General features: G+C 38.4%; 24 protein-coding genes and 2 other annotated features. Of the genes, 1 reads left to right on the top strand and 23 read right to left on the bottom strand.

The features are described 5' to 3' along the window. Nucleotides 1-33 precede the first annotated feature (33 nt). From obgE to AB1280_RS23495, 18 genes are all read right to left on the bottom strand, one after another. Complete coding sequence (gene obgE, locus AB1280_RS23580; protein ID WP_429757193.1) at nt 34-1,320, bottom strand: GTPase ObgE; 1,287 nt, start codon at nt 1,318-1,320, stop codon at nt 34-36. Then, on the bottom strand, nt 1,320-1,868 hold the full coding sequence (locus AB1280_RS23575; RefSeq protein WP_272186676.1) for a sporulation initiation phosphotransferase B: 549 nt from the start codon (nt 1,866-1,868) through the stop codon (nt 1,320-1,322). Before AB1280_RS23575 ends, obgE begins: the two co-directional genes overlap by 1 nt. Nucleotides 1,869-1,933: 65 nt before the next feature. Then, the gene (gene rpmA / locus AB1280_RS23570; RefSeq protein WP_017150650.1) at nt 1,934-2,224 is read right to left on the bottom strand and encodes a 50S ribosomal protein L27; all 291 of its coding nucleotides are present in this window, start codon (nt 2,222-2,224) and stop codon (nt 1,934-1,936) included. Nucleotides 2,225-2,227: 3 nt separating this feature from the next. After that, on the bottom strand, nt 2,228-2,572 hold the full coding sequence (locus AB1280_RS23565) for a ribosomal-processing cysteine protease Prp (RefSeq protein WP_272186675.1): 345 nt from the start codon (nt 2,570-2,572) through the stop codon (nt 2,228-2,230). A gap of 11 nt (nt 2,573-2,583) precedes the next feature. Continuing rightward, on the bottom strand, nt 2,584-2,892 hold the full coding sequence (gene rplU, locus AB1280_RS23560; RefSeq protein ID WP_272186674.1) for a 50S ribosomal protein L21: 309 nt from the start codon (nt 2,890-2,892) through the stop codon (nt 2,584-2,586). A gap of 14 nt (nt 2,893-2,906) precedes the next feature. Further along, nucleotides 2,907-2,984 (bottom strand) — a sequence feature (ribosomal protein L21 leader region). A gap of 77 nt (nt 2,985-3,061) precedes the next feature. Next, nucleotides 3,062-4,444, bottom strand: coding sequence for an Rne/Rng family ribonuclease (locus AB1280_RS23555; RefSeq protein WP_429757192.1), 1,383 nt, complete (start codon nt 4,442-4,444; stop codon nt 3,062-3,064). A gap of 62 nt (nt 4,445-4,506) precedes the next feature. Further along, on the bottom strand, nt 4,507-5,367 hold the full coding sequence (locus tag AB1280_RS23550) for a M50 family metallopeptidase (protein ID WP_272186672.1): 861 nt from the start codon (nt 5,365-5,367) through the stop codon (nt 4,507-4,509). Further along, nucleotides 5,360-6,076, bottom strand: a complete 717-nt coding sequence (locus AB1280_RS23545; protein ID WP_272186671.1) for a M23 family metallopeptidase — start codon at nt 6,074-6,076, stop codon at nt 5,360-5,362. Before AB1280_RS23545 ends, AB1280_RS23550 begins: the two co-directional genes overlap by 8 nt. Before the next feature lie 216 nt (nt 6,077-6,292). Next, entirely contained in the window at nt 6,293-7,090 is a 798-nt protein-coding gene (minD, locus tag AB1280_RS23540) for a septum site-determining protein MinD (RefSeq protein ID WP_272186670.1), read from the bottom strand. Between the two features lie 2 nt (nt 7,091-7,092). Further along, complete coding sequence (gene minC, locus AB1280_RS23535) at nt 7,093-7,779, bottom strand: septum site-determining protein MinC (RefSeq protein WP_272186669.1); 687 nt, start codon at nt 7,777-7,779, stop codon at nt 7,093-7,095. Nucleotides 7,780-7,814: 35 nt separating this feature from the next. Beyond that, the gene (gene mreD / locus AB1280_RS23530) at nt 7,815-8,357 is read right to left on the bottom strand and encodes a rod shape-determining protein MreD (protein ID WP_429757191.1); all 543 of its coding nucleotides are present in this window, start codon (nt 8,355-8,357) and stop codon (nt 7,815-7,817) included. Between the two features lie 12 nt (nt 8,358-8,369). Next, a complete protein-coding gene (gene mreC / locus AB1280_RS23525) occupies nt 8,370-9,224 on the bottom strand; it encodes a rod shape-determining protein MreC (RefSeq protein WP_272186667.1) in 855 nt (284 codons plus the stop codon). 49 nt (nt 9,225-9,273) lie between these two features. After that, entirely contained in the window at nt 9,274-10,290 is a 1,017-nt protein-coding gene (gene mreB / locus AB1280_RS23520) for a cell shape-determining protein MreB (protein ID WP_272186666.1), read from the bottom strand. A gap of 169 nt (nt 10,291-10,459) precedes the next feature. Next, nucleotides 10,460-11,137: a RadC family protein gene (gene radC, locus AB1280_RS23515; protein WP_429757190.1), complete on the bottom strand. Its 678-nt coding sequence runs from the start codon at nt 11,135-11,137 to the stop codon at nt 10,460-10,462. A gap of 13 nt (nt 11,138-11,150) precedes the next feature. Beyond that, nucleotides 11,151-11,711, bottom strand: a complete 561-nt coding sequence (locus AB1280_RS23510) for a Maf family protein (protein ID WP_429757189.1) — start codon at nt 11,709-11,711, stop codon at nt 11,151-11,153. A 211-nt stretch (nt 11,712-11,922) separates the two neighbouring features. After that, nucleotides 11,923-12,867 (bottom strand): stage II sporulation protein B, encoded by a 945-nt coding sequence (locus AB1280_RS23505; protein ID WP_272186663.1) that lies wholly within the window; start codon nt 12,865-12,867, stop codon nt 11,923-11,925. 156 nt (nt 12,868-13,023) lie between these two features. Beyond that, complete coding sequence (locus AB1280_RS23500; RefSeq protein ID WP_429757188.1) at nt 13,024-14,334, bottom strand: bifunctional folylpolyglutamate synthase/dihydrofolate synthase; 1,311 nt, start codon at nt 14,332-14,334, stop codon at nt 13,024-13,026. Between the two features lie 144 nt (nt 14,335-14,478). Beyond that, entirely contained in the window at nt 14,479-17,124 is a 2,646-nt protein-coding gene (locus tag AB1280_RS23495; protein ID WP_429757187.1) for a valine--tRNA ligase, read from the bottom strand. Nucleotides 17,125-17,162: 38 nt separating this feature from the next. Next, nucleotides 17,163-17,397 (bottom strand) — a binding site (T-box leader). A gap of 211 nt (nt 17,398-17,608) precedes the next feature. Between AB1280_RS23495 and AB1280_RS23490 the strand changes: the two genes are divergently transcribed. Then, nucleotides 17,609-17,803, top strand: a complete 195-nt coding sequence (locus AB1280_RS23490; RefSeq protein ID WP_272186660.1) for a hypothetical protein — start codon at nt 17,609-17,611, stop codon at nt 17,801-17,803. 30 nt (nt 17,804-17,833) lie between these two features. Here AB1280_RS23490 and ysxE read toward each other — a convergent pair whose 3' ends face one another. From ysxE to AB1280_RS23465, 5 genes are all read right to left on the bottom strand, one after another. Continuing rightward, on the bottom strand, nt 17,834-18,856 hold the full coding sequence (ysxE, locus tag AB1280_RS23485) for a spore coat protein YsxE (RefSeq protein WP_429757186.1): 1,023 nt from the start codon (nt 18,854-18,856) through the stop codon (nt 17,834-17,836). 64 nt (nt 18,857-18,920) lie between these two features. Beyond that, nucleotides 18,921-19,907 (bottom strand): stage VI sporulation protein D, encoded by a 987-nt coding sequence (gene spoVID / locus AB1280_RS23480; protein WP_429757185.1) that lies wholly within the window; start codon nt 19,905-19,907, stop codon nt 18,921-18,923. Between the two features lie 170 nt (nt 19,908-20,077). Next, nucleotides 20,078-21,367 carry a glutamate-1-semialdehyde 2,1-aminomutase gene (gene hemL / locus AB1280_RS23475; RefSeq protein ID WP_272186657.1) on the bottom strand — a complete coding sequence of 430 codons (1,290 nt, stop codon included), beginning with the start codon at nt 21,365-21,367 and terminating at the stop codon, nt 20,078-20,080. Next, a complete protein-coding gene (hemB, locus tag AB1280_RS23470; protein WP_429757184.1) occupies nt 21,367-22,356 on the bottom strand; it encodes a porphobilinogen synthase in 990 nt (329 codons plus the stop codon). The genes hemL and hemB overlap by 1 nt, the downstream gene beginning before the upstream one ends. 28 nt (nt 22,357-22,384) lie before the next feature. After that, complete coding sequence (locus AB1280_RS23465) at nt 22,385-23,140, bottom strand: uroporphyrinogen-III synthase (RefSeq protein WP_429757183.1); 756 nt, start codon at nt 23,138-23,140, stop codon at nt 22,385-22,387. Between the last annotated feature and the right edge of the window lies 1 nt (nt 23,141).

Genomic DNA, 23,141 nt, shown 5'->3' with positions numbered 1-23,141 from the left:
AATACAAAAAAGACTGCCGAATTTCGGCAGTCCTTAATCGATAAATTCAAATTCGTACTCAAGAATTTTTACAATATCGCCGTCTTTTGCACCGCGCGCACGTAGTGCTTCATCAATGCCCATTCCGCGCATTTGACGAGCGAATCTGCGGACAGACTCATCACGGCTGAAGTCCGTCATCTTGAATGTTTTCTCAATATCATAACCAGTAATGACAAATGTACCATCGCTTTCACGCGTAATTTCAAATTTAGAGCCTTCACCCTCAAATTTGTACATTACACTTGCTTCAGATTCATCTACAACTTCATGTATTGGGAATTCTGGTGTTGTTTCGATAAGATTTGCTACTTCAAATAGTAAATCACGAACACCTTGACGCGTAACTGCAGAGATTGGGAAGATTTTTACTTCATCGCCCACTTTGTCTTTGAACGCTTGTAAGTTTTCTTCTGCATCTGGCATATCCATTTTGTTTGCAACAACAACTTGTGGACGCTCTGTTAGACGTAGATTGTATTCTTTTAACTCATTATTAATTGTTACGTAATCCTCATATGGATCGCGTCCTTCTAAACCAGACATATCAATCACATGAATGATAACGCGTGTACGCTCAATATGACGTAAAAATTGATGTCCAAGTCCAACGCCTGCATGCGCCCCTTCAATCAATCCTGGAAGATCAGCCATAACAAAACTGCGTCCATCCCCTGTTTCAACTACTCCAAGGTTTGGAACAATTGTTGTAAAGTGATATTCAGCAATTTTTGGACGTGCTGATGATACAACAGATAATAATGTTGATTTACCGACACTTGGGAATCCAACAAGACCTACATCAGCTAACACTTTCAATTCTAGTACGACTTCACGTTCCTGACCTGGTTCACCATTCTCAGCAATTTCTGGAGCTGGATTCGTTGGCGTCGCAAAACGTGAGTTACCACGGCCACCACGACCACCTTTTGCGATAACTGCTGATTGCTCATGCGTTACTAAATCCGCAAGAATTTGACCAGTAGCTACATCTTTTACAACTGTTCCCGGCGGAACCTTTACAATTAAATCATCTGCCTTACGGCCATGTTGGTTTTTACTCATTCCATGTTGACCGCGATCCGCTTTAAAATGACGCTGATAGCGGAAATCCATTAATGTACGTAATCCTTCGTCTACTACGAAAACAACATCGGCACCTTTACCACCGTCACCGCCTGCTGGGCCACCTTTTGGAACATATTTCTCACGACGATACGCAACCATTCCGTTACCACCATCGCCGCCTTTTACATATATCTTGACCTGATCTACAAACATTATCTCACCACACTTTTTTCTAGTAGTTGTAATATAACCGAGATTTCTTTATCTCGCACTGTATAAGAAATGGAGAACCATTTATTATGTTGACTAGCAAGCCACTCTTGTATCTCTTGTACATTTGTTAGCTTGCCACGAAAATCAAAAAAGAAACGAGCATCCTCTTCTTCACATTCAACTGTGATACAAACATAATTTTCAACATAAACGTCTAAACTATGCTCAAGTATTTGGAAAAATTGAGCCGTCCATACAGATACTCTTTCATCTAGATGCGATAAGTTATGTATTTCTCCTAATACTTCGTACTCCAACAAGCACGGGTGCTGTTTCCAATTATATGTTAAAATCCATTCTGAAAACTTGGGCATAGAAAGCCCCATCAGATTCGATTCTTGTCTCGCTTCTTGGACAAAACGATCGATGAGTCCATGAATTTCTTCCACTCTTCCGAGCGAAAGATTTCCTTTAATCATCTGCATACGATTAAGCCAATCATGTCTTGAATGACGCAACGCATCTATAATTGTCCATTTTTCTTCCATTCATATACCCCTCTAATATAGAAAAACTCTAACCTGCACTCAGGTTAGAGTTTTCCGTGAGTTTCTTATGCTTCTTGAGCAACAGGATATACGCTCACTTGTTTGCGGTCACGGCCAAGACGCTCGAAGCGTACTACGCCGTCAACTTTCGCGTATAATGTGTCATCGCCACCACGACCAACGTTAACACCTGGATAAATTTTTGTACCGCGTTGACGGTAAAGAATTGAACCACCTGAAACCATTTGACCATCTGCACGTTTAGCACCAAGACGTTTTGACTGAGAGTCACGACCGTTCTTTGTACTACCCACACCTTTCTTAGATGCGAAAAACTGAAGATCTAATCTTAACATACGTTACACCTCCTGCACTTTTTCTATTAAACGGATATACTTTCCGTAATCAAGTTCAATCGTTTTAAGCGAAACAACCATGCCCTCTAACAGAAAACATGCTTTTTCTTTTGTGGAATCGTCTAGATCACTAGGCAATTCATACATTAAGAATCCACCATCTTTTCCAAGTTCAATGGTTGCTTGCACATTACAAAGTGATTCCACTGCATTTATTACACCAAACACAACCGCTGTCGTTCCAGCGCAGACAAGATCTTGTCCATGCGGAGCGAAGTTCGCATGCCCGGTCATTTTAAATGATTGGATACTTCCTAAATTCGTGCGGTTAATCGTAATTTTAATCATGACAACCCGAATTAAGCGTTGATTGCTTCAATCACTAATTTCGTGTATGGTTGACGATGACCTTGTTTTTTACGATTGTTCTTTTTCGCTTTGTATTTGAAAACGATGATTTTCTTAGCGCGACCTTGTTTTTCAACTTTCGCAGTAACTGTTGCACCTTCTACAACTGGGCTACCAACTTTAACAGTTTCGCCACCAACGAAAAGAACTTTGTCAAAAGTAACAGTTTCACCAGCTTCTACATCTAATTTTTCAACGTAGATTTCTTGACCAGCTTCAACTTTAATTTGTTTTCCACCTGTTTCGATAATTGCGTACATAATTGCACCTCCTCATAATTACTAAGACTCGCCAAAACGAGGTAGACATACAATGTCTTTTAGGAACCTGTCCTGTGCGGTTGTAGTATATAGCAGTTTAGGTGCTATAAACTATAACATAGAGATGTTATCATGAAACATAGTCTATTGTCAATGAATCTTCTACTAACTATTTTTTCCGCACGCATATCTCTTTCTTCGTTCCAAAGCGTTGAATCGTGTAACGTGCTGCTTCATCATCAATAAAACAAATTTGAAAAGATATATTGCGCTGCAGTTCTTTCTCAAAAAAGATTTGTTGCACACTCGGATGAGCAGCGATAAGAGCGGCTTCATCATCTGTCCCATTATAAGCAATTAGTTCTCTCTCTAACTCATATGCTACCGTTTCATGTGATAACATATAACCACTGCCTTGACAAATTTTACAATCTGTTAACAGCATATCACGAAGCGATTGTTTTTTTCGTTTTCTTGTTATTTCTAAAATACCAAGCTCTGTAAATCCTAATACCCTCGTATAAGTATGGTCTTTTTCTAAGTACGACTTTACAATTCCTCTTATTTTTTCTTTTTCCTCACGGCGCTTCATATTAATAAAATCAATTAAAATCATCCCGCCAATGTCACGAAGTCGCAGCTGCCGTGCAATTTCTTTTGCCGCTATTTCATTTGTGCGCAGTACTGTATCTTGTAAATTTTGTTTCCCGGTGAATTTACCAGTGTTTACATCGATTACAGTCATCGTTTCCATTTGTTCAATGAGTAAATACGCTCCATTTGGAAGCCACACTATTCTTTTTAGCGCCTTTTCAATTTCACGATCAATTCCATAGCGAGCAAATAACGGTGTCTTTTCATGAAAGAAAGTAACTTTTTCTGCACCTATTTTTCCTTCTAATTCTTGTATCATACTGCGCTGATCTACAATCACTTGCGAAACTGTCTCTACTGGTATTTCTTGAAAAATTCGATCTAAAAAACTAGAAGGAGAATAAACGAGAAGCGGTGCCTTTCCTCGTTGTTCTTGTTTTTTCACAAGTTCAAATTGAGATTGAAGGCGTTGCATCTCGGCTTGCACTTCTTGTAATTGTACTTTTTCACATGCAGAACGAAAAATAAATCCTCCTGTTTTTTCTAGCGCAAGAAGTTGTTCTCTCTTTTTCTCATCTTTTATTTTCCGGGAAACGGCAAAAACCGTGTCATAGGGCATATATACAACATATCTCCCGGTGAATTCTATATTTGCTGTTATTTTTGGTCCTTTCGTATCAATCGCTTCTTTCACAACTTGTACAAGAAGCGATTGCCCTTCGTGTAATCGCATAGATGATGGCACATTTTCATATGATAAATAAGCATGCTTCTCCAAGCCAACATTGACAAAGGCAGCATTCATCCCCGCGATTGTTCGCATGACACGACCAATATATATATTTCCAACAATTTGTTCTTGTTCATTTCGTTGCCATAAGAGTTCTACAATTTCTTTCTCTTCTTCAACAGCAACTCGCTTTTCCGAACCGATGTAATTTATGTATAGCGTCTTCAAAGTCTATTCCTCTCTTTTATCCTTTTTTATACAATAATAGAAGGTTAGTGTTACCGTCAACACTAACCTATTAACTCTTCTACAGATGATGTTGTTCTTTTTTCTGTAAAATATGCGTAAAGCAATTCATTTTCATCTAGCGTGTATTGATTTTTATGTTCTCCATTTATGATAATTGAATGCTTATATCCTCTTCGAAACTGAGTGAAAATATGATATAAACTCGTTTCCTTTCGAACTGTAATTGTTGTGACCTTGGCAATTTCTCGCTTCTTTCCGTAATACCGCTCCAACAAAAAACGCATAAATGCAAAACGACGTTGTTTCCATTCTTGAAATAAAGAAAATACTAAAAAAAGAAGTAACGCCCACACCATTGCATTCTTTCCATTCCAAAGAAGCTGCAGCCCAAATACAACACTAAGACACACAATTGAAATTCTCATCATAATATTGTGCGCTTGTAAAAATGGAAAGCGATGCGATAATATATTTAGTGCAATCTTCCCTCCATCAAGAGGCCAAATCGGTAATAAATTAAAACATAAAATGGTCATATTGTTCCACAGAAAAAAATGGTAAAGGCCTTCCCCCATCCAGCCTATTGTGTACAATAGATAGGCAGCAGCTACCATCCATATATGTTGAACAGGCCCTGCTATAATAACAATCATTTCTTCTTTTAACGGCTTATTCCCATGCTCATCAAGCTCAGCTACCCCACCAAATGGCAAGAGCTGAATTTGTTTAATGCGCCATTTAAAATGAGCGGCTGCTATCGCATGACCTAATTCATGAATAAAAACAATGAAAAATAAAATAAGTACCTCTTTAAAACGAGCCGTAAAAACCGCAATTGCTATAACTCCCCAAAACAACGGATGAATGGTAATCTTTGAAAAAATCCCACTATATTTATTCAAATGAAATCACCTGAATTGGATCGATAAATTTTTCATTCTTTTTGAACGCAAAATAAAACTTTCCATTTGCAACTGTTCCAACTTTTTGCTTTTTCGCTACATAATCATATAACTTAACTGATGCTTCTCCTAAATTTCCATACCAAGATTCCGTACCATCTGCATGTTGGATTTCAACTGTATTTCCAAACCCCTCTTTTTGACCAATCGAGACAACAATGCCCTCATTAACTGATTCTACAACGGCATTTGCGGCTGTTTGGACAAACACCCCTTGTCCATTTGCCTGAAAACTTTGCGTTACTTTTCCTGAAGCGGGAACAGCGTAATTCTTTTCTTTCTGCTTTGTTTTCTTTTCACTGGAAGGTAAAAAAGATAGCGGTTTTCCAAACTTTGATTCATACCACTTCGACACAGTTGCAAATTGAAATTCTTCTTTCATTGTTTGTTCAACAACTGTACGTGGACCTTCAAAAGAAGTTGTTGTGTTTTTAAATAAGATGGCTACGACAAGAACAAGAATAGCCGATAGCAGTAGCTTAAAAAGAAATATTTCCTTTCGGAAGAGAGGATGTGTCTTTTCTCCTTCTTCAACAAGAAGCGGTGTATAGTCTTGTTCTTCATACGAAAATAATTCATCTTCTCTTTCCTGCTGCGCTTTTCTCTTCTCAATACGCTTTTTAATTTCTTCTACTTGTTTATTTCTCATTCTGACCCCTTCCTCTTCCCATCAGTTTGTACATATGTATGAGTTGTCCGGGAAAGATATTCATAGGAATGCTTTTCTCCTAGAAGGTCAGCGCGTATACCAGCAGCTATCCTCAAAATAAAGTGAAACTTTAATCAGTGTTTTCCGCCCAATCGGGATCTTACTGCCCACGTATAGCAGGGCAAAAAAAGCACTCCGCATATATGCGAAGTGCTCCTAGCGTATTCCGAAGAATTTCTTCATTTTCGTAAATACCGTTTCTTTTTCATTTTCAAGCGGTTGCAATGGCACATTTTCTCCAAGCAAGCGTCTTGCAATATTTCGATAAGCAATGGATGCCTTTCCACTCGGCTGCAAAGCTACAGGCTCTCCTGTATTTGTTGCTCGAATCACGGCATCATCATCTTCAACAACCCCAAGCAATTCAATAGACAAGGTACGTACAATTTCATCTACATCCAACATATCTTGTTCATGTAGCATATGACTGCGGACACGATTGATAACTAACTTAGGCGGCTCGATATCTTCTTTTTCCAATAGTCCGATAATCCGATCAGCATCACGCATTGAAGATACTTCTGGTGTTGTCACAACAATCGCTTTATCAGCACCTGCCACAGCGTTTTTAAAACCTTGTTCAATGCCAGCTGGGCAATCAATTAATATGTAATCATAGTCTTGACGTAATTGTTGTATTAATTCTTCCATTTGTTCAGGTGTTACTGCCGACTTGTCACTCGTTTGTGCTGCAGGTAATAAATAAAGTTCATCAAAGCGCTTATCTCTAATAAGAGCTTGAGGTAAACGACAACGTCCTTCAACAACATCAACGAGATCATATACAATACGGTTTTCCAATCCCATTACTACGTCTAAATTTCGCAAGCCGATATCTGTATCAATTAAACATATTTTTTTCCCAGATAAAGCCAAGGCTGTACCAATATTTGCAGACGTTGTAGTTTTACCTACTCCGCCTTTTCCAGATGTAATAACTATTGCCTCTCCCACAGCTATACAATTCCCCTTTCTAACCTTGTTAAATTAGGTCTAAGATGAGTGAGAAGTTGAATGCGATCGACAACAATGTGATTATTCTCATTAATGTAGGCACATTCTGCCCCTTCCGCCCCGTCTTCTTTCTCCTCAGGAGCGCGCGTTGTCACATCGCTTATCCGAAGCTGCATTGGATTCATAACAGAAGCTGTTATAACAGCCCCTGTATCCCCATAATATCCAGCATGTGCAATTCCTCGTAATGCTCCAATAATAAAAATATTTCCTCCAGCGATAACCGTACCGCCTGGATTCACATCTCCAATCAATAGTAAATCGCCTTTTACATGCAATATTTGACCTGAGCGAACAATTTTTGAAACAGAAACAATTTCTGTTTCTTCTTTCCATGCCAACGCTTGTTCTTTCGTTACAACATCACTCTCAATAGAATCTACGACTAAATTCTTTTTATTACGAATAAGTGTGCGCAACTCTTCTTGTTGGACTTCTGTTACATAACGGTTCCCAACTTTCACCTGCACTTCAATTAGAGAGCGTCCATCACCCTCGTAGTAATGAGTGGAAAGCTTTTCGTCAAGTTCTTGCAGCAATTCACGAAATGAACAGGAATCATCCAGATGTAATGCTAAACCATCCTTCGTTCCTTTTATAGTCACATTTTGTTGCTTTTTTTCTGTCACCAATGCTCACCCCACCGATTTAATTCGACATAAAATCAGAAAATCCTTTTTTCTTTTTCTTCCATAGCGTCTGAAAGACGTAAAAGATATCGTTGCAGTGGGAAGCAAAACAGTAGTAAAAAAATTCCGTTCAACAACAGCGTCGGAAGAAGACGATCTGTGAAAAAGATATGCGCTGGCATATGAATACGACCAATTAACGTCAAAAATCCATACACATAATACTCTAACGCAGCAATGCTCGCTAATACAATAAAGAACACGATAAAAAGGTTCACTTGTAAAATTCGCATTGCCTGATAGACAAGATACACTAAAATTGGATAAGCAAATATATACACACCAACTAACTCTGTATGCACGATATCAAATAAAAATCCAAATAATAGCCCATAGTAAACACCATGTACAGAATTAAAGTAAATTGCAATAAAGCATAAAACAATCATTAAAAAATGTGGTGCTACAATTGTATTCTTCCAAAAAAGACTCGTTGGAACAATAGTAGAAAACATATTCTCCAATACAAATACGAGAAGAAGTAGAAGAGGAAGAATCGCTTTTTTTAAAATCTCCATCTCTTCCCCCTCCTATTTCCCTAAATCTACTGTCGACATAGTCCGTTTAGCAACCATAACATTGCTAACATCACTTAAGTCTGCTGCAGGCTTAATATAAGCTGTTTGTGTTAATCCGTACTCATCCGCTGTTACCTCAACGATTTGTCCAATAACCAATCCATCTGGGAACACACCGCCAAGACCAGAAGTTACAACTGTTTGATCCTTCTCTACTTTCACACCAGATGGGATTTTTGTGAAAACAAGTTGCTGCTTCTCTTTATCGTACCCTTCAATTAAACCGAAAACATTACTATCTCCTCGGACAACAGCTGAAATACGATTTGTTCGGTTTAATGAGCTGATTAGCTCAACCGTTGAAGTAAATTGTGAAACACTTTTTACTTTTCCAACTAAACCTTTTGATGTAATAACAGCTGCATCCTTTTGAATGCCTTGCTGTGCACCTTTATCAATCCCGATTAAGTCATTCCATTTATCTGGATTGCGAGCAATAACAGTTGCTTGAATCGGTTTAAAATCACTCAGTGTATCTTTTTTTCCAAGAATATCACGAAGTTCTTCATTTGTTTTTTCTAATTCTTTTACTTTTACGGACAACTCTGCATACTTGTCCAATTTCGATTTCAATTCTTTATTTTCTTCATACGTGCGCTTTACATCTTCTACGTTCTCAAAGAATCCGGCAACATAATTCGCTGGCTTTTGAAATACACGTTCTACAACTCCTACGGTATCTTTTACAAACTGCTCTGGCCACGTTAGATTTTTCCGTTCTTTCAATGAGATTCCGATCAATGCCACGAGAAGAATAATACTAACTAATAAAACAATTAATCTTTTGTTTAAGAAAAACTGTGGCACGTTCACACCCTCTTAAATTCCCTAATTTTTTATGTTGAAATAATGGATTTTATCGAGCACTTTTGAAAAGGTCGATGTTGTCTAACGCTTTACCCGTTCCAATTGCTACGCAATCTAATGGGTTTTCTGCAACAAGAACTGGCATATTTGTTTCTTCGCTAATTACTTTATCTAAATTGCGAAGCAACGCACCACCACCTGTTAGAACAATACCACGATCCATAATATCCGCTGCTAATTCTGGTGGAGTTTTTTCTAATGTATTTTTTACAGACTCAACAATTGCATCTACAGTATCTTTTAACGCTGATGCAATTTCTTCTGGGCGAATCGATACTGTTTTTGGTAGTCCAGTCACTAAGTCACGACCACGAATATCCATTGGCTCAACACCGTTTGGCTCGCCAGCAGAACCAATTTCTAATTTTAATGCTTCTGCAGTTCGTTCCCCGATCATTAAATTGTAGTTTTTCTTAATGTATTGAATAATTGCATCGTCCATTTCATCACCGGCAACACGAACAGATTGGCTTGTTACAATACCGCCAAGAGAGATAATCGCAACTTCTGTTGTACCACCGCCGATATCTACAACCATACTACCTGTCGGTTCCCAAACAGGTAAGTTTGCACCAATTGCAGCTGCAAATGGTTCTTCAATTGGGTATGCATCGCGTGCACCTGCTTGACGAGTTGCATCGATTACTGCACGTTTTTCAACCGCTGTAATACCAGATGGTACACATACCATTACATAAGGTTTACGAGAGAAGAAGCCATTTGATTTCTGTGCTTGTTGAATATAATATTTCATCATTGTTGCTGTTGTTTCATAATCTGCGATAACACCGTCTTTCATCGGACGAAGTGCCACAACATTTCCAGGTGTACGACCAATCATTTGTTTTGCATCGTTACCAACTGCAACAATTTGTTTTGTGTCTGTTTGCAATGCCACAACAGATGGCTCGCGTACAACGACACCTTTTCCTTTTACATATACAAGCGTATTCGCTGTTCCTAAGTCTATTCCAAGATCACGAGTAAAACCACCAAATCCAAACATATTCTATATCTTCCTTTCTAATTTTAACAAAATGCTCATTTTTTCTTTCAACATTATTATATTTATATAAAACATAACGTTTTTACATGTTCTTTGTTATAGTGTAGACGAAAGCCTACAAAAAACTCATAACTCACATTATAAAACAAAATAAAGAAAAAAAATAGTCTTAAATATGACCTTTATCTTTTAAACTGACGAATTTATGGTCACCAATAATAATATGATCGAGAATTTCAATCCCAATAATTTTCCCGCATTCTACAAGTCTTTTCGTGACTTCAATATCTTCTCTGCTTGGCGTGGGGTCGCCCGAAGGATGATTATGAAGACAGATAATAGAGGCAGCAGCGCGGCGAAATGCTTCCTTAAACACCTCGCGCGGATGCACAATCGAGGCATTCAAACTTCCAATAAATACCGTCTGTCGATGCATCACTTGATTTTTCGTATTTAAATATAAACATACAAAATGTTCCTGTTGTAAAAAGCGCATCTCCTCCATCATATAACGTGCGCAATCTTCTGGATTACGAATGCTATATCTATTTTGATATTCTAAGCGTACCATTCTTCGTCCAAGTTCAAAAGCAGCAATAAGTTGGGATGCTTTTGCCACCCCAACACCATGAATGCTTGTCATCTCTTCAATTGTCGCATCTTTTAACATTCGTAATCCGTCAAAGTAATGCAAAATTCGATTTGCTAATGTTAAGACCGACTCCTCTTTTGAACCTGTTCGAAGTAATATAGCGAGAAGTTCTGTGTTTGATAAGCTGCTTGCTCCTTCTAGCAATAAACGTTCCCGTGGTTGATCTTCTTTCACAACATCACGAATGCAGCTCATATTCCAGCCTCCTTTACATATTAAATTGTTTCAACTCACGCACAACACGTGCAATCGGCAAACCAACAATCGCATAATAATCACCTTGTATATGCTGAACAAAAATTGCACCTTTTCCTTGTATCCCATAGCTACCAGCTTTATCAAGCGGTTCTTTCGTTTGCACATATGCATGAATTTCTTCTTCAGTTAATTCCCAAAATGTTACTTCAGCACGCTCATAAAATGTCACTGTTTTTTCTTTTGAAATAAGAGCAACTCCCGTATACACCTCATGAGTTTTTCCTGACAAGAGCCGTAACATTTCTTTCGCTTCACTCTCATCCTCTGGTTTTCCTAGAATACGCGACTCAAAAGTAACAATTGTGTCAGCACCAAGCACAACACCATCTTCGTAATCCTTTGCTACGGCAGATGCTTTTTGCAACGCAAGTGACATTACGATATCATGTGGTGATGAATATGCTCCAATCGTTTCTTCCACATCGCTAACTACAACCTCAAATGGCATATCCACAAGCTCAAGTAATTCTTTACGTCTTGGTGAACCAGACGCTAAAATAAGTTTTTTCATACGTTCTCCTTTCATTTTTAAAATTAGCAGGAAGATACAGCATAACCATACTAAATGTATAGATTCTCCTCAAATTTTAAAAATATCATTTTTCTTTTTAAAAAATACAAAAGAAAGGAAAAAGCACAACCTTGCTTTTCCTTTCTTCCGTACGAATAAATATTAGAAAAAAGCACCACATACTGATGGTGATTTAAATCTCATCTAATTATTATACGTTTTTGTTTTTTTGTGAAACTATTTTTTCATAAGAAAGAAAGCTATCTACTAGCACTTGCTGTAATTTCGTCATCGTTTCCATATCTTGTTTCTCTTCTTGTATTGTCTGCACCGCCACTGATGCATACGTAAACAATTTCTTTATATCATCCTGCTTTAATGCTGCCTCTTCTTTTTTGATTGCTTTCCATTCATTTTCAATCTGTTCTATATGCGCTTTACTTATCCCCCCCCCGGACTGCAGGGCAGCAGTTTGTTGCAATAGTTTCCCATACAACGATTGCAGCTTTTCCAAAAACGCTCCATATTCTTGATCCTGTTTTAAAAGCGCTTGATCTGTAATCTCCCATTTCTTTTTTACAACTGATATATCTTTTTGTTTATATTGCGTAATTAATTGCATAACAGATTGTTCATCATGTGCCACCCCAAGAACAAGTAAATATTTATCCCCTGACTGCATAACTGCTCCAGAGACTCCATTTTCTTGTAACTCTTTTAATGATGCCTGTCCCTTTTCCTTCGAAGAAAAGACTCCGCCCTGCGCAAAATAAATCGTCAGCGGCGCTAAAGCAGTTGGTGCTGGTTTCTCATTTGTCGGTTTTTGTGTTTCATTATTCTTTGTAACATTTGCTGCTGGAGCTGTCTTTTCATGAACAGTTTCTTGTCCCGTTAGTAAGTGCAGCATTCCCATCCCAAACCCTGTCCCAATTACAATTGCTGTAGATACCGTGACAATAAACCTATTACTCCATTCTTTTTTCCCTTTACGTATTGATGCTGCATGTTTTTGAAACGACACAACATTATTTGTCACCGCATTCTCCGGGAGCAGCCAATCAAACTCTTCTTTTTTTATTTCCTCTTCTTTCTTCTCTATATAATTTGCTTCCGTTCCATTTACTTTAATTGAAATTGGTCGCGATTGTTTGTCCATACCCCCACTCCTTACTTCTTCTCATTGCCAGCATCGTATCATACTCGTTTCAAAAAAAAACGAGATACTTGTCAAAGAGATTCGTCAAATTACCCTATATTGTTATCTTATATGTATGCTTACGTCTTTATTTGTAGAACAAAAAAACTAGACAGCTTATTTCTGTCTAGCTTTTTGAACCACATATTTACGAGCTTCTGATATGAAATAAAGAGAACCTGTTAATAAGAAAAGATCCTCTTCTTGTAAAGAATCCATTGTCTCACTAATGGCTTCCTGCCAATTTTCAAAGATATGTTTTGATTCTCGCTTTGAATGAGCAGCAAGAGCCTCGGCAGAGATAGCACGATCAAACTTGAAAGTTGTAAAAATCATTTCATCTGCAATTGTTTCTAATTGTCCAACCATTTCATCCAGTTGCTTGTCCCCAAGTGCTGTAAATAAAATAATAATTCGTTTTTTACCGTAGTGTGCACGAACCGTTTCTACAAGGCTATGTATCCCTTCTGGATTGTGTGCTCCATCAATAATGACATGCGGGTGCGTAGACAGTTGTTCAAAACGCCCAATCCAATATGCTTCAGCTAATCCTTTTCGAATATGCTCTTCATCAATTAAAAACGCTTGATATACGTTTAAGTATGACATCGCCATAAGTGCCAGCGCAGCATTATTCACTTGGTGCTGGCCTTTCATAGAAATGAAAAGATCTTCGTACGTATGGAATGGAGACGAGAATGTAAAGCTTTCTCCTTCTTTCTCTGAAGAAAGGTGTTTTACTTGAATTTGATTTCCTAGTTCATATAAGTTAGAACGTTTTTTATTGGCAGTCATACTGATGACCTCTAAAGCTTCGTTTTGCTGCACACCAGTTATAACAGGTACACCTGATTTTATAATTCCCGCCTTTTCAAATGCGATTGCTTCTAACGTATCACCTAAAATATGCATATGATCGCGGCCGATATTTGTAATAATGGTCAATGCAGGGTGAATGACATTCGTCGAATCGAATCGTCCTCCAAGTCCTGTCTCAAATAAAACGATGTCACACATATTCATCTTTCCAAAATAATAAAGTGCCATAACAGTAATAATTTCAAATTCTGTCGCTTCGCCTAAATATGTTTCATCTAACTTTTCCACAACAGGTTTGACCACATTTACAAGATCTGCAATTTCTTGATTTGCAATTGGTATACCATTCACACTGATCCGTTCATTAAATGTTTCAATGTACGGTGAAGTAAATGTCCCTACTTTGTACTCTGCCGCCTGTAACATATAACGCATATATGTGAGAGTAGAACCTTTTCCATTTGTTCCCGCAAGATGAACACATTTTATATGACGCTCTGGATTTCCAAGTTCCTCTAACATCCACTCCATACGTTCTAATCCTGGTTTTATACCAAATTTCAAACGGTTATGAATCCAGCCGATTGCTTCTTCATATGTATGTATCACGTATACCATTCCCCTTTCCATCAAAAAAAGAACCAAAGCAAAAGATTGCCCTAGCCCTATTATACTCAAATAGAACAATCTTTGCCGTGGTTCGTTATTTTAAATAATTTCCCCCGATTGGTGAGGGCTGATTATAGTTTCACTTTATTTTTGTAGATCTGCTAGACGTTGGCGAACTGCTTCACGTTTTTCTAGGTAATCTTTCTCTTTCGCGCGTTCTCCTTCAATAACTGCCGCCGGGGCTTTTGCTACGAATCCTTGATTTGCAAGTTTTTTCTGTACACGTTCTACTTCTTTATCGAACTTCTCAAGTTCTTTTTCAAGACGTGCTTTTTCTTCATCAAGATTGATCAGATCAGCTAGTGGTAAGAATAACTCTGCACCTGATACAATTGCAGTCATCGCTTTTTCCGGTGCTTGTAAATCCGTCTGAATTGTTAATTCACTTGGATTACAGAAACGCTCAATGTAAGAGCTGTTTTTCGTAAGCTGTGCTAGTACTGCTTCGTCTTTTGCTTTGATTTGCAATTGTACTTTTTTGCTCATTGGCGTATTTACTTCCGCACGAATGTTACGAACAGAGCGGATGATATCAACAAGAAGATGCATTTCTGCTGCTGCTTCTTTATCTTGTAAATCTTCACGAACTGTTGGCCAAGCGGCTACTGTAATAGATTCACCTTCATGAGGTAAGTGTTGCCAAATTTTCTCAGTTACGAATGGCATGAATGGATGTAACAAGCGCATCGTTTGATCTAGTACGTATGCTAAAACAGAACGAGTTGTTTTCTTCGCTGCTTCATCTTCTCCGTATAATGGAATTTTCGCCATTTCAATGTACCAATCACAGAAATCATCCCAAATGAAGTTATATAATGCACGGCCAACTTCACCTAGCTCATATTTATCCATGTTACGTGTTACACTTTCAATCGTTTCATTTAGACGAGTTAAAATCCATTTATCTGCAACAGATTTTTCACCAGTTAAATCGATATCCTCATATTGCATATCTTCCATGTTCATTAATACGAAACGAGACGCATTCCAAATTTTATTGATGAAGTTCCAAGTAGATTCTACCTTCTCCATGCTAAAGCGTAGATCTTGCCCAGGTGCACTTCCTGTTGATAAGAAGAAGCGCATTGCGTCTGCACCATACTTCTCGATAACATCCATTGGATCAATACCGTTACCAAGAGATTTACTCATTTTACGTCCTTGCTCGTCACGAACTAGACCATGGATTAATACGTCTTTAAACGGGCGCTCTCCTGTAAACTCTAACCCTTGGAAAATCATACGAGATACCCAGAAGAAGATGATATCATACCCTGTTACAAGTGCATCTGTTGAATAGTAACGTTTGAAGTCTGCTGCATCTTCATTTGGCCAACCAAGTGTTGAGAATGGCCATAATGCTGAACTAAACCATGTATCAAGTACGTCATTATCTTGGTTCCAATTTTCGATATCCGCCGGCGCTTCTGTACCTACGTATACTTCACCAGTTTCTTTATGATACCAAGCTGGGATGCGATGTCCCCACCATAATTGACGAGAAATACACCAATCATGAATATTTTCCATCCAGCGTAAATATGTGTTCTCAAAACGGTCTGGTACGAACGTTACTTTTTCATCTTCTTTTTGTTGTAGTTCAACTGCCTTTTCTGCAAGTGGCGCCATTTTCACGAACCATTGTGTTGATAAATAAGGCTCAACAACTGCCCCGCTGCGCTCACTATGGCCAACAGAATGCATATGAGGTTCGATTTCTACTAATACACCTGCTTCTTGCAAGTCTTTTACTAATTGCTTACGGCATTCAAAGCGATCCATACCGTTATACTTACCAGCTTTTTCGTTCATTGTACCATCTTCGTTCATTACAAGAATACGTGGTAAGTCATGGCGGTTACCTACTTCAAAGTCATTCGGATCATGAGCTGGTGTAATTTTCACAACCCCTGTTCCAAACTCTGGATCTACATAGTCGTCTGCGATAATTGGAATTTCACGACTAGCGATTGGAAGTGTAACTGTTTTTCCGATTAAATGTTTGTAACGATCATCTTCTGGATGAACTGCTACTGCTGTATCACCAAGCATTGTTTCCGGACGAGTTGTTGCAAGACGAATGTGACCAGAACCGTCTGTTAATGGATAGTTCATATGGTAGAATGCACCTTGAACATCTTTATGGATTACTTCAATATCAGAAAGAGCAGTGCGCGCTGCTGGGTCCCAGTTAATAATATATTCCCCTCGGTAAATTAAGCCTTTTTCGTATAATTGAACGAATACTTTTTTAACCGCATCAGATAAACCTTCGTCTAATGTAAAGCGCTCACGAGAGTAATCTAGTCCTAGGCCAACTTTCCCCCATTGCTGACGAATATGAGAAGCATATTCGTCTTTCCATTCCCATGCTTTTTCAAGGAATTTCTCACGACCAAGATCGTAACGTGAAATACCTTCTTCACGAAGCTTTCCTTCTACTTTTGCTTGTGTTGCAATACCTGCATGGTCCATACCAGGAAGCCATAATACATCATAGCCTTGCATACGCTTTGTACGTGTTAAAATATCTTGAAGTGTTGTATCCCAAGCGTGACCTAAGTGAAGCTTACCAGTTACATTTGGAGGCGGAATTACAATCGTGTATGGTTGTTTCTCTGCGTCTCCTTTAGCTTCGAAATATTTGCCTTCAAGCCACCATTTATAGCGGCCTTCTTCTACGGATATATGATCGTATTTTGTTGGTAAATTCTTTTCCGTGTTTGACATATTTTTCCCTCCTTAAAAAAATAAAAAACTCCCTCATCCAAAAGGACGACGGAGATCGTGGTACCACCTTTTTTTACAGGCGTAAATAGATACACTACACCTGTACACTTATCATCTGTAACGGGCTACCCGGTTTCTCCTACTTTCAGACGTGAGTTCAAAGAAACTGCTCAAGGGCGACCTTCCAACACTACCATCTAAGAAATCTCACAGCAATTGATTTCTCTCTCTGAAGATGTAGGACGTTGTACTCTTCCCTATCAACGCATTTATATATACGTTTTAAAATTATAATATACCTTATAGTCTAAAAAAGAAATGCGCAATCGTCAATAAGCTTAACCAAGTTTTTTATAACATATGCAAAGAAAATGAAAAAAGTGCAGCACAAGCACATTAAATGCCCATCCTGCATATTGTAATATCACATTTCCACTTCTCTTATGATTCTATTCTAGAGAAGGTTGTAATACGGAGGACAATTATGCGACGCTATCGACGCACGTACAACTTTTCAACTCCCTCATGGTTAAGAAATCTACAGACGATGTTTTCTGATTTTGCAATTCCACTTACAATTTTCCAAGGCATTCGTACTTTGCTGCTTCCTACGTTTTTAGATTTTGTTATTCTTGCTATTTTTATCGCGGCAACGATTCGCTTACATTATCAGCCGTAACCTCTTTATTTGGGCTACGGCCATTTTTTACTATGATTGATGCTCAGCAGCTTGAAGCTGTGCCACGAAATATTCAATATTGCTTATAAGCCAATGTGCTTGTTGGAGCATTCCCACATCATGCAATTCCTTCGTTTTATTACGAGTATTTCGGGTATCTGCATAGTCATGCACTTGTTTAATAAATGGTTTAGGATACGCTAAATATGCAAGCATAAGCAGCTTTTCTTCTTTCGTAAACGCAAAGTTCTTTTGATATATTTGATACCATTCATACCGATCATTTCTTGCAATTGGATACGTGTTAAAGGAGCGTGAATAAAATTGAACAATATCTTGAACCGGAGTAGCAAACCCTGCATCTTCTAAACTAATAAAATAACCATTTCGCTGATAATCGAATAAAAAATGATTCATGGAAACATTGCCATGAGTAAATGAAATACGTGTTTTTTCTTTTTCTTTCATCGCTTCATGCCATTCTGAAAATTGTTTCTTTGCAAATTCATGAGCACGCATCGCTTGATGAAAGTACGTACAATATTGCAATTCAAACGGAGACATATACCACTTCGCTTCTGATTCAACTAAAAACTCCTCTAGTAATACACTATCTTGTTCCCAGCGATTTGAAATCGTATCAAAATGTCCTTGAATTGCTTCTTCTGTTACATCTTCTTCTCGCACTGTTTTTTTATGCATCATAGCAAGTGTTTGAAACATTTTATGATACTGATCATTATCTTCTCCTTGACTCTCTGCGCTTCCAAGCCAAGGCATTAAATAATAACTATGCTCACCATCACTTAAAACGTGCCTTCCATCTTTCGTATGATAAATAGGAGCAAAATTCGTAAATCCTTTTTCTCGTAAAAACTGAACATAATACATAAGATTGCTGCGTTCTAATTTTTGAGGAGGCAATTTTTTTAACGCATATGGACCTTGGTTCGTATAAATTTTGATTACATTCCCATATTCCTCAATATGCTCAGGAGCTAATTGATATAGCTGCAAAATAGACGCATAACGGTCTCGTAATTCCATGTCCATACGAACAACGACCCTTTCTACAGGAGCGTAAAACAGAAAAGAGGTGAGGAAGATTTCTCTTCACTCACTTTGTTCTCGCCTTTGATACTGGTATATATAAAATTTGTCCTGCTGTTAAATACAAATCTTCGGTTTGATTGATACGATGTAAATGTTGCACGGAAGTATCATAACGCTCTGCAACAGATTCAATCGTGTCACCTTCTTGCACGAAATATAGTCGCAGCTTTGTAAATTCATCTTCTGGTTGCTTTGAAAATAATTTTGTTAAATATAGCGCGTTTTCATCCCGCTGTGAATATAAAACTTCTTCTTGCTCTTCCTCATCAATATGTTGTATTTTCGCTTCTTTACGCCCAAAGACCAACTGCGGTGCGACAACTTCTTCATGTCTTTGTTCTTCCTCTTGCCTTTGTTCCTCTTCTTCGTTTTCTTCCTCCTCATCTAGTTCAGGCTCCGGTTCTTGACGAGCTTCTAGCTGAAATGGCTCAAAAGCATAATCTTCCCATTCATCAGTCTCTACCTCTTCTTCTACTCTTTCTTCCATTGCTTCTTCTACTCTTTCTTCCATTGCTTCTTCCACTTCATGCTCTTCGTCACGCAATCCATGAATTGAAATATCCGCCAAAAGCTGCAAACAACCATTTTCTAATAGTTCATAATCAAACTCTTCGATACCCACATACAAATCTTCTGCTTGCTTCACGCGGCCGCGTGGAATGGAAATCTCCAGTGGAAACGAATGCACTAATTCATTTACCCCATCATCACGCGTTTCCACATAATCTATCGTACGTGCTGGTGATAATTCTCGTAATGAAAACGTCTCTGTTTCTTCTTTCGGGATATATTCTCCTGTTAGATCTAGCTGTCCAAATACAACAATTTCATATTCACGCTCTTCTATAGCAACATCAGGATCTAATGAAATCGAAAGTAATTCACTGACTTCCTGTCCTTTTTGGAACCACACAGATTCTTTCAACGAAAACCGCAATGAAGTTTGTTGATCTGCTGCCACTTCGTATCCCCCTCTCAAACTATATGTCATTACAGGTTTATGTGAGGAATAGCGACTTTATGAATAAAAAAATTACTGCGCCCAAAAACCAAAAGTGACTTGCACTCATCTTCTCTCTTTATTTTCACACCAGACAAAAAAAGACCTGACCGCTTCTACGCACGGTCAGGCCCTCTCGCCTCTCCTAAAAAAAAGGCTTTTTATCCTTTTAATTTAGACATAGCAATTTCTGCAGCAGCAATCGTTGCTTCAATATCAGCGTCGCTATGTGCTGTTGATAAGAACAAACCTTCAAATTGAGAAGGTGGTAAAAATACACCTTGTTCTACCATTTCGCGATAATACGCTGCAAAATATTCTAAATTGGACGCTTTTGCTGTTTCGTAATTGATAACTTTTTCATCTGTAAAGAAAATACCGACCATAGAACCAGCGCGATTAATACAATGTGGAACACCATATTTTACCGCTACTTCATGTAAACCCTTTTCAAGCATTTCAGCTTTACGCTCAAATTCTTTATAGCTTTCTGGTGTTAACTGGACAAGCGTTTCATATCCTGCAGTCATTGCTAATGGATTACCAGATAATGTACCAGCTTGATAAATTGGTCCGCTCGGTGCTACTTGCTTCATAATTTCAGCTTTACCACCATATGCTCCGACAGGAAGTCCGCCACCAATTACTTTCCCTAAACATGTTAAATCAGGTGTTACTTCAAAATATCCTTGTCCGCAATCATAAGCTACGCGGAAGCCCGTCATTACTTCATCAAAAATAAGAAGCGCCCCGTATTCTGTTGTCACATCACGAAGACCTTGTAAAAACCCTGGAAGCGGTGGTACGACACCCATATTTCCAGCTACTGGCTCTACAATGACACACGCAATATCATCACCGAACTGTTCAAATGCATATTTCACACTTTCTAAATCGTTATACGCAACAGTAATTGTATTTTTCGCAACGCCTTCTGGCACGCCAGGGCTATCAGGTAAACCAAGCGTAGCCACACCAGAACCAGCTTTAATTAAAAGGGAATCACCATGTCCGTGATAACAGCCTTCAAATTTTAAAATTTTATTACGGCCTGTATAACCGCGCGCTAAGCGGAGCGCACTCATTGTCGCCTCTGTTCCAGAGTTAACCATACGTACAATTTCAATAGACGGAACGCGGTCGATTACAAGCTGCGCTAATTTATTTTCAATTTCCGTCGGTGCTCCGAAGCTTGTTCCTTTTTCTACTACTGCTTTTAACGCTTCCACAACCTGATCGTTGGAATGACCATGAATAAGCGGCCCCCATGATAGTACGTAATCAATGTATTCATTTCCATCAATATCATAAACTTTAGAGCCTTTTCCGCGCTCCATAAATAATGGATTCATACCGACAGATTTAAAAGCACGCACTGGACTATTTACACCGCCCGGCATTAAATCTTTTGCTGTTGCAAATGCTTCAATCGATTTCTCAAAACTTTTCATTATCGTGCGCCTCCTTCTTGTAACCATCTCGCTGCGTCTTTTGCATGATACGTGATAATTAAATCTGCTCCTGCACGCTTCATGCTTAAAAATTTTTCAAGAACAATATCTTGTTCATTAATCCAACCATTTTGCGCTGCTGCTTTAATCATCGAATATTCACCACTCACGTTATATGCAACAACTGGAAGGTTAAAGTTATTTTTCACATCACGAATAATATCTAAATAAGAAAGCGCTGGCTTTACTATTAAGAAGTCTGCTCCTTCCATCACATCGGATTCAGCTTCACGAATGGCTTCTAGGCGATTAGCTGAGTCCATTTGATATGTTTTACGATCACCAAATTGCGGTGCACCATGTGCAGCATCGCGAAACGGTCCGTAAAAAGCAGACGCATATTTCACTGCGTATGACATAACCGGAACATGCGTAAAGCCATTTTCATCTAACTCATGACGAATAGCAGTTACAAACCCATCCATCATATTAGATGGTGCAATAATATCTGCCCCCGCTTTCGCTTGACTTACTGCTGTTTTCGCAAGTAGTTCAAGTGATGCATCATTTACAATCATCCCGTCTTCAATTACACCGCAATGTCCGTGACTTGTATATTGGCATAAACATGTATCTGCAACAACAACTAGCTCTGGAAACTGCTCTTTAATTTGTGAAATGGCACGTTGTACAATCCCATGTTCACAATAAGCGGAAGAACCGACTTCATCTTTTTCAGCAGGTAAACCGAACACAATAACAGAGCGAATGCCTAAATCAACAACTTCTTGCATCTCTGCTTGCAGGTGATCTAATGAAATTTGATATACACCTGGCATAGAAGGAACTTCATTACGCTTATTTTCTCCTTCTAGAACAAAAATCGGATAAATGAAATCTTCTGTATGTAAATGTGTTTCACGTACAAGGGCACGCATATTCGCGCTTTGTCTTAAACGACGATGACGGTTAAATTGTAAAGGATTCATAACTTTTCCATCTCCAATTCTTAAAGTTTCACTTTATTATATTTTCTGAAATGCATTGTAACATAGCTTCAATTGTATATTCTGTTGGAACGAGAAGATTTTGAAAATATTTCCGAGCTTTTCGTTCTGTAACAGGACCTATACAAGCAATTGTACATCCTTTTATCCATTCTCTCCAGTTTTCACCTTCAAGCAATGTAAGAAAACTTTGTACAGTTGACGGACTTGTAAAAGTAATCACGTCAATTCCTCTTGATTGCAGAGCATCGATAAGTTGTTCACGCATTTGCAGATGGACTGCTGTTTCATATACAACAAGTTCGCGGACAATTGCCCCGTGATTTCGCAGCGCCTCTCTTATAACATCTCTTGCTAAATTTCCTTTTGGCAGTAATATACGCGTCCCGCTTTCAATATGATTTACAAATTCTTTCGCAAATGCTTCAGCTACAAATGTAGTTGGTACAAAATGAACATCGTAGCCACGACGCTCTAATTCTTGCTTTGTCTTCACGCCAACCGCAGCAATTTTCATAGTATGCGGCAACGGTTGCCCCACACCATCTAAAAAAAAATTCACACCATTTTTACTTGTGAAAACAATCCAATCATATGTACTTAATTCCTCACGCACCTGTTGAAATTGTTCATGGGCAGTTGCTGTTATATGTAAAAGCGGAATTTCCACTGGAATTCCGCCATGTTTTTGCACTGCTACACTCATTTGCTTCGCTTGTTGCTGGGCTCTTGTAATTAGCACTGTTTTTCCGCAAAGGGAAATCATA

The sequence above is a fragment of the Bacillus sp. S10(2024) genome, assembly GCF_050473865.1.
Lineage (GTDB): Bacteria > Bacillota > Bacilli > Bacillales > Bacillaceae_G > Bacillus_A.
Note: the sequence above shows the minus strand (reverse complement) of the source record. Positions and strands in the feature narration are given on the sequence as shown.

What these genes read in the sequence shown, in the direction of transcription:
- obgE (WP_429757193.1), bottom strand. Translation starts at nt 1,320, where the DNA reads ATGTTTGTAGATCAGGTCAAGATATATGTAAAAGGCGGCGATGGTGGT.
- AB1280_RS23575 (WP_272186676.1), bottom strand. Translation starts at nt 1,868, where the DNA reads ATGGAAGAAAAATGGACAATTATAGATGCGTTGCGTCATTCAAGACAT.
- rpmA (WP_017150650.1), bottom strand. Translation starts at nt 2,224, where the DNA reads ATGTTAAGATTAGATCTTCAGTTTTTCGCATCTAAGAAAGGTGTGGGT.
- AB1280_RS23565 (WP_272186675.1), bottom strand. Translation starts at nt 2,572, where the DNA reads ATGATTAAAATTACGATTAACCGCACGAATTTAGGAAGTATCCAATCA.
- rplU (WP_272186674.1), bottom strand. Translation starts at nt 2,892, where the DNA reads ATGTACGCAATTATCGAAACAGGTGGAAAACAAATTAAAGTTGAAGCT.
- AB1280_RS23545 (WP_272186671.1), bottom strand. Translation starts at nt 6,076, where the DNA reads ATGAGAAATAAACAAGTAGAAGAAATTAAAAAGCGTATTGAGAAGAGA.
- mreD (WP_429757191.1), bottom strand. Translation starts at nt 8,357, where the DNA reads ATGGAGATTTTAAAAAAAGCGATTCTTCCTCTTCTACTTCTTCTCGTA.
- mreB (WP_272186666.1), bottom strand. Translation starts at nt 10,290, where the DNA reads ATGTTTGGATTTGGTGGTTTTACTCGTGATCTTGGAATAGACTTAGGA.
- radC (WP_429757190.1), bottom strand. Translation starts at nt 11,137, where the DNA reads ATGAGCTGCATTCGTGATGTTGTGAAAGAAGATCAACCACGGGAACGT.
- AB1280_RS23510 (WP_429757189.1), bottom strand. Translation starts at nt 11,711, where the DNA reads ATGAAAAAACTTATTTTAGCGTCTGGTTCACCAAGACGTAAAGAATTA.
- AB1280_RS23505 (WP_272186663.1), bottom strand. Translation starts at nt 12,867, where the DNA reads ATGGACAAACAATCGCGACCAATTTCAATTAAAGTAAATGGAACGGAA.
- AB1280_RS23495 (WP_429757187.1), bottom strand. Translation starts at nt 17,124, where the DNA reads ATGTCAAACACGGAAAAGAATTTACCAACAAAATACGATCATATATCC.
- AB1280_RS23490 (WP_272186660.1), top strand. Translation starts at nt 17,609, where the DNA reads ATGCGACGCTATCGACGCACGTACAACTTTTCAACTCCCTCATGGTTA.
- ysxE (WP_429757186.1), bottom strand. Translation starts at nt 18,856, where the DNA reads ATGGACATGGAATTACGAGACCGTTATGCGTCTATTTTGCAGCTATAT.
- spoVID (WP_429757185.1), bottom strand. Translation starts at nt 19,907, where the DNA reads ATGACATATAGTTTGAGAGGGGGATACGAAGTGGCAGCAGATCAACAA.
- hemL (WP_272186657.1), bottom strand. Translation starts at nt 21,367, where the DNA reads ATGAAAAGTTTTGAGAAATCGATTGAAGCATTTGCAACAGCAAAAGAT.
- hemB (WP_429757184.1), bottom strand. Translation starts at nt 22,356, where the DNA reads ATGAATCCTTTACAATTTAACCGTCATCGTCGTTTAAGACAAAGCGCG.
- AB1280_RS23465 (WP_429757183.1), bottom strand. Translation starts at nt 23,140, where the DNA reads ATGATTTCCCTTTGCGGAAAAACAGTGCTAATTACAAGAGCCCAGCAA.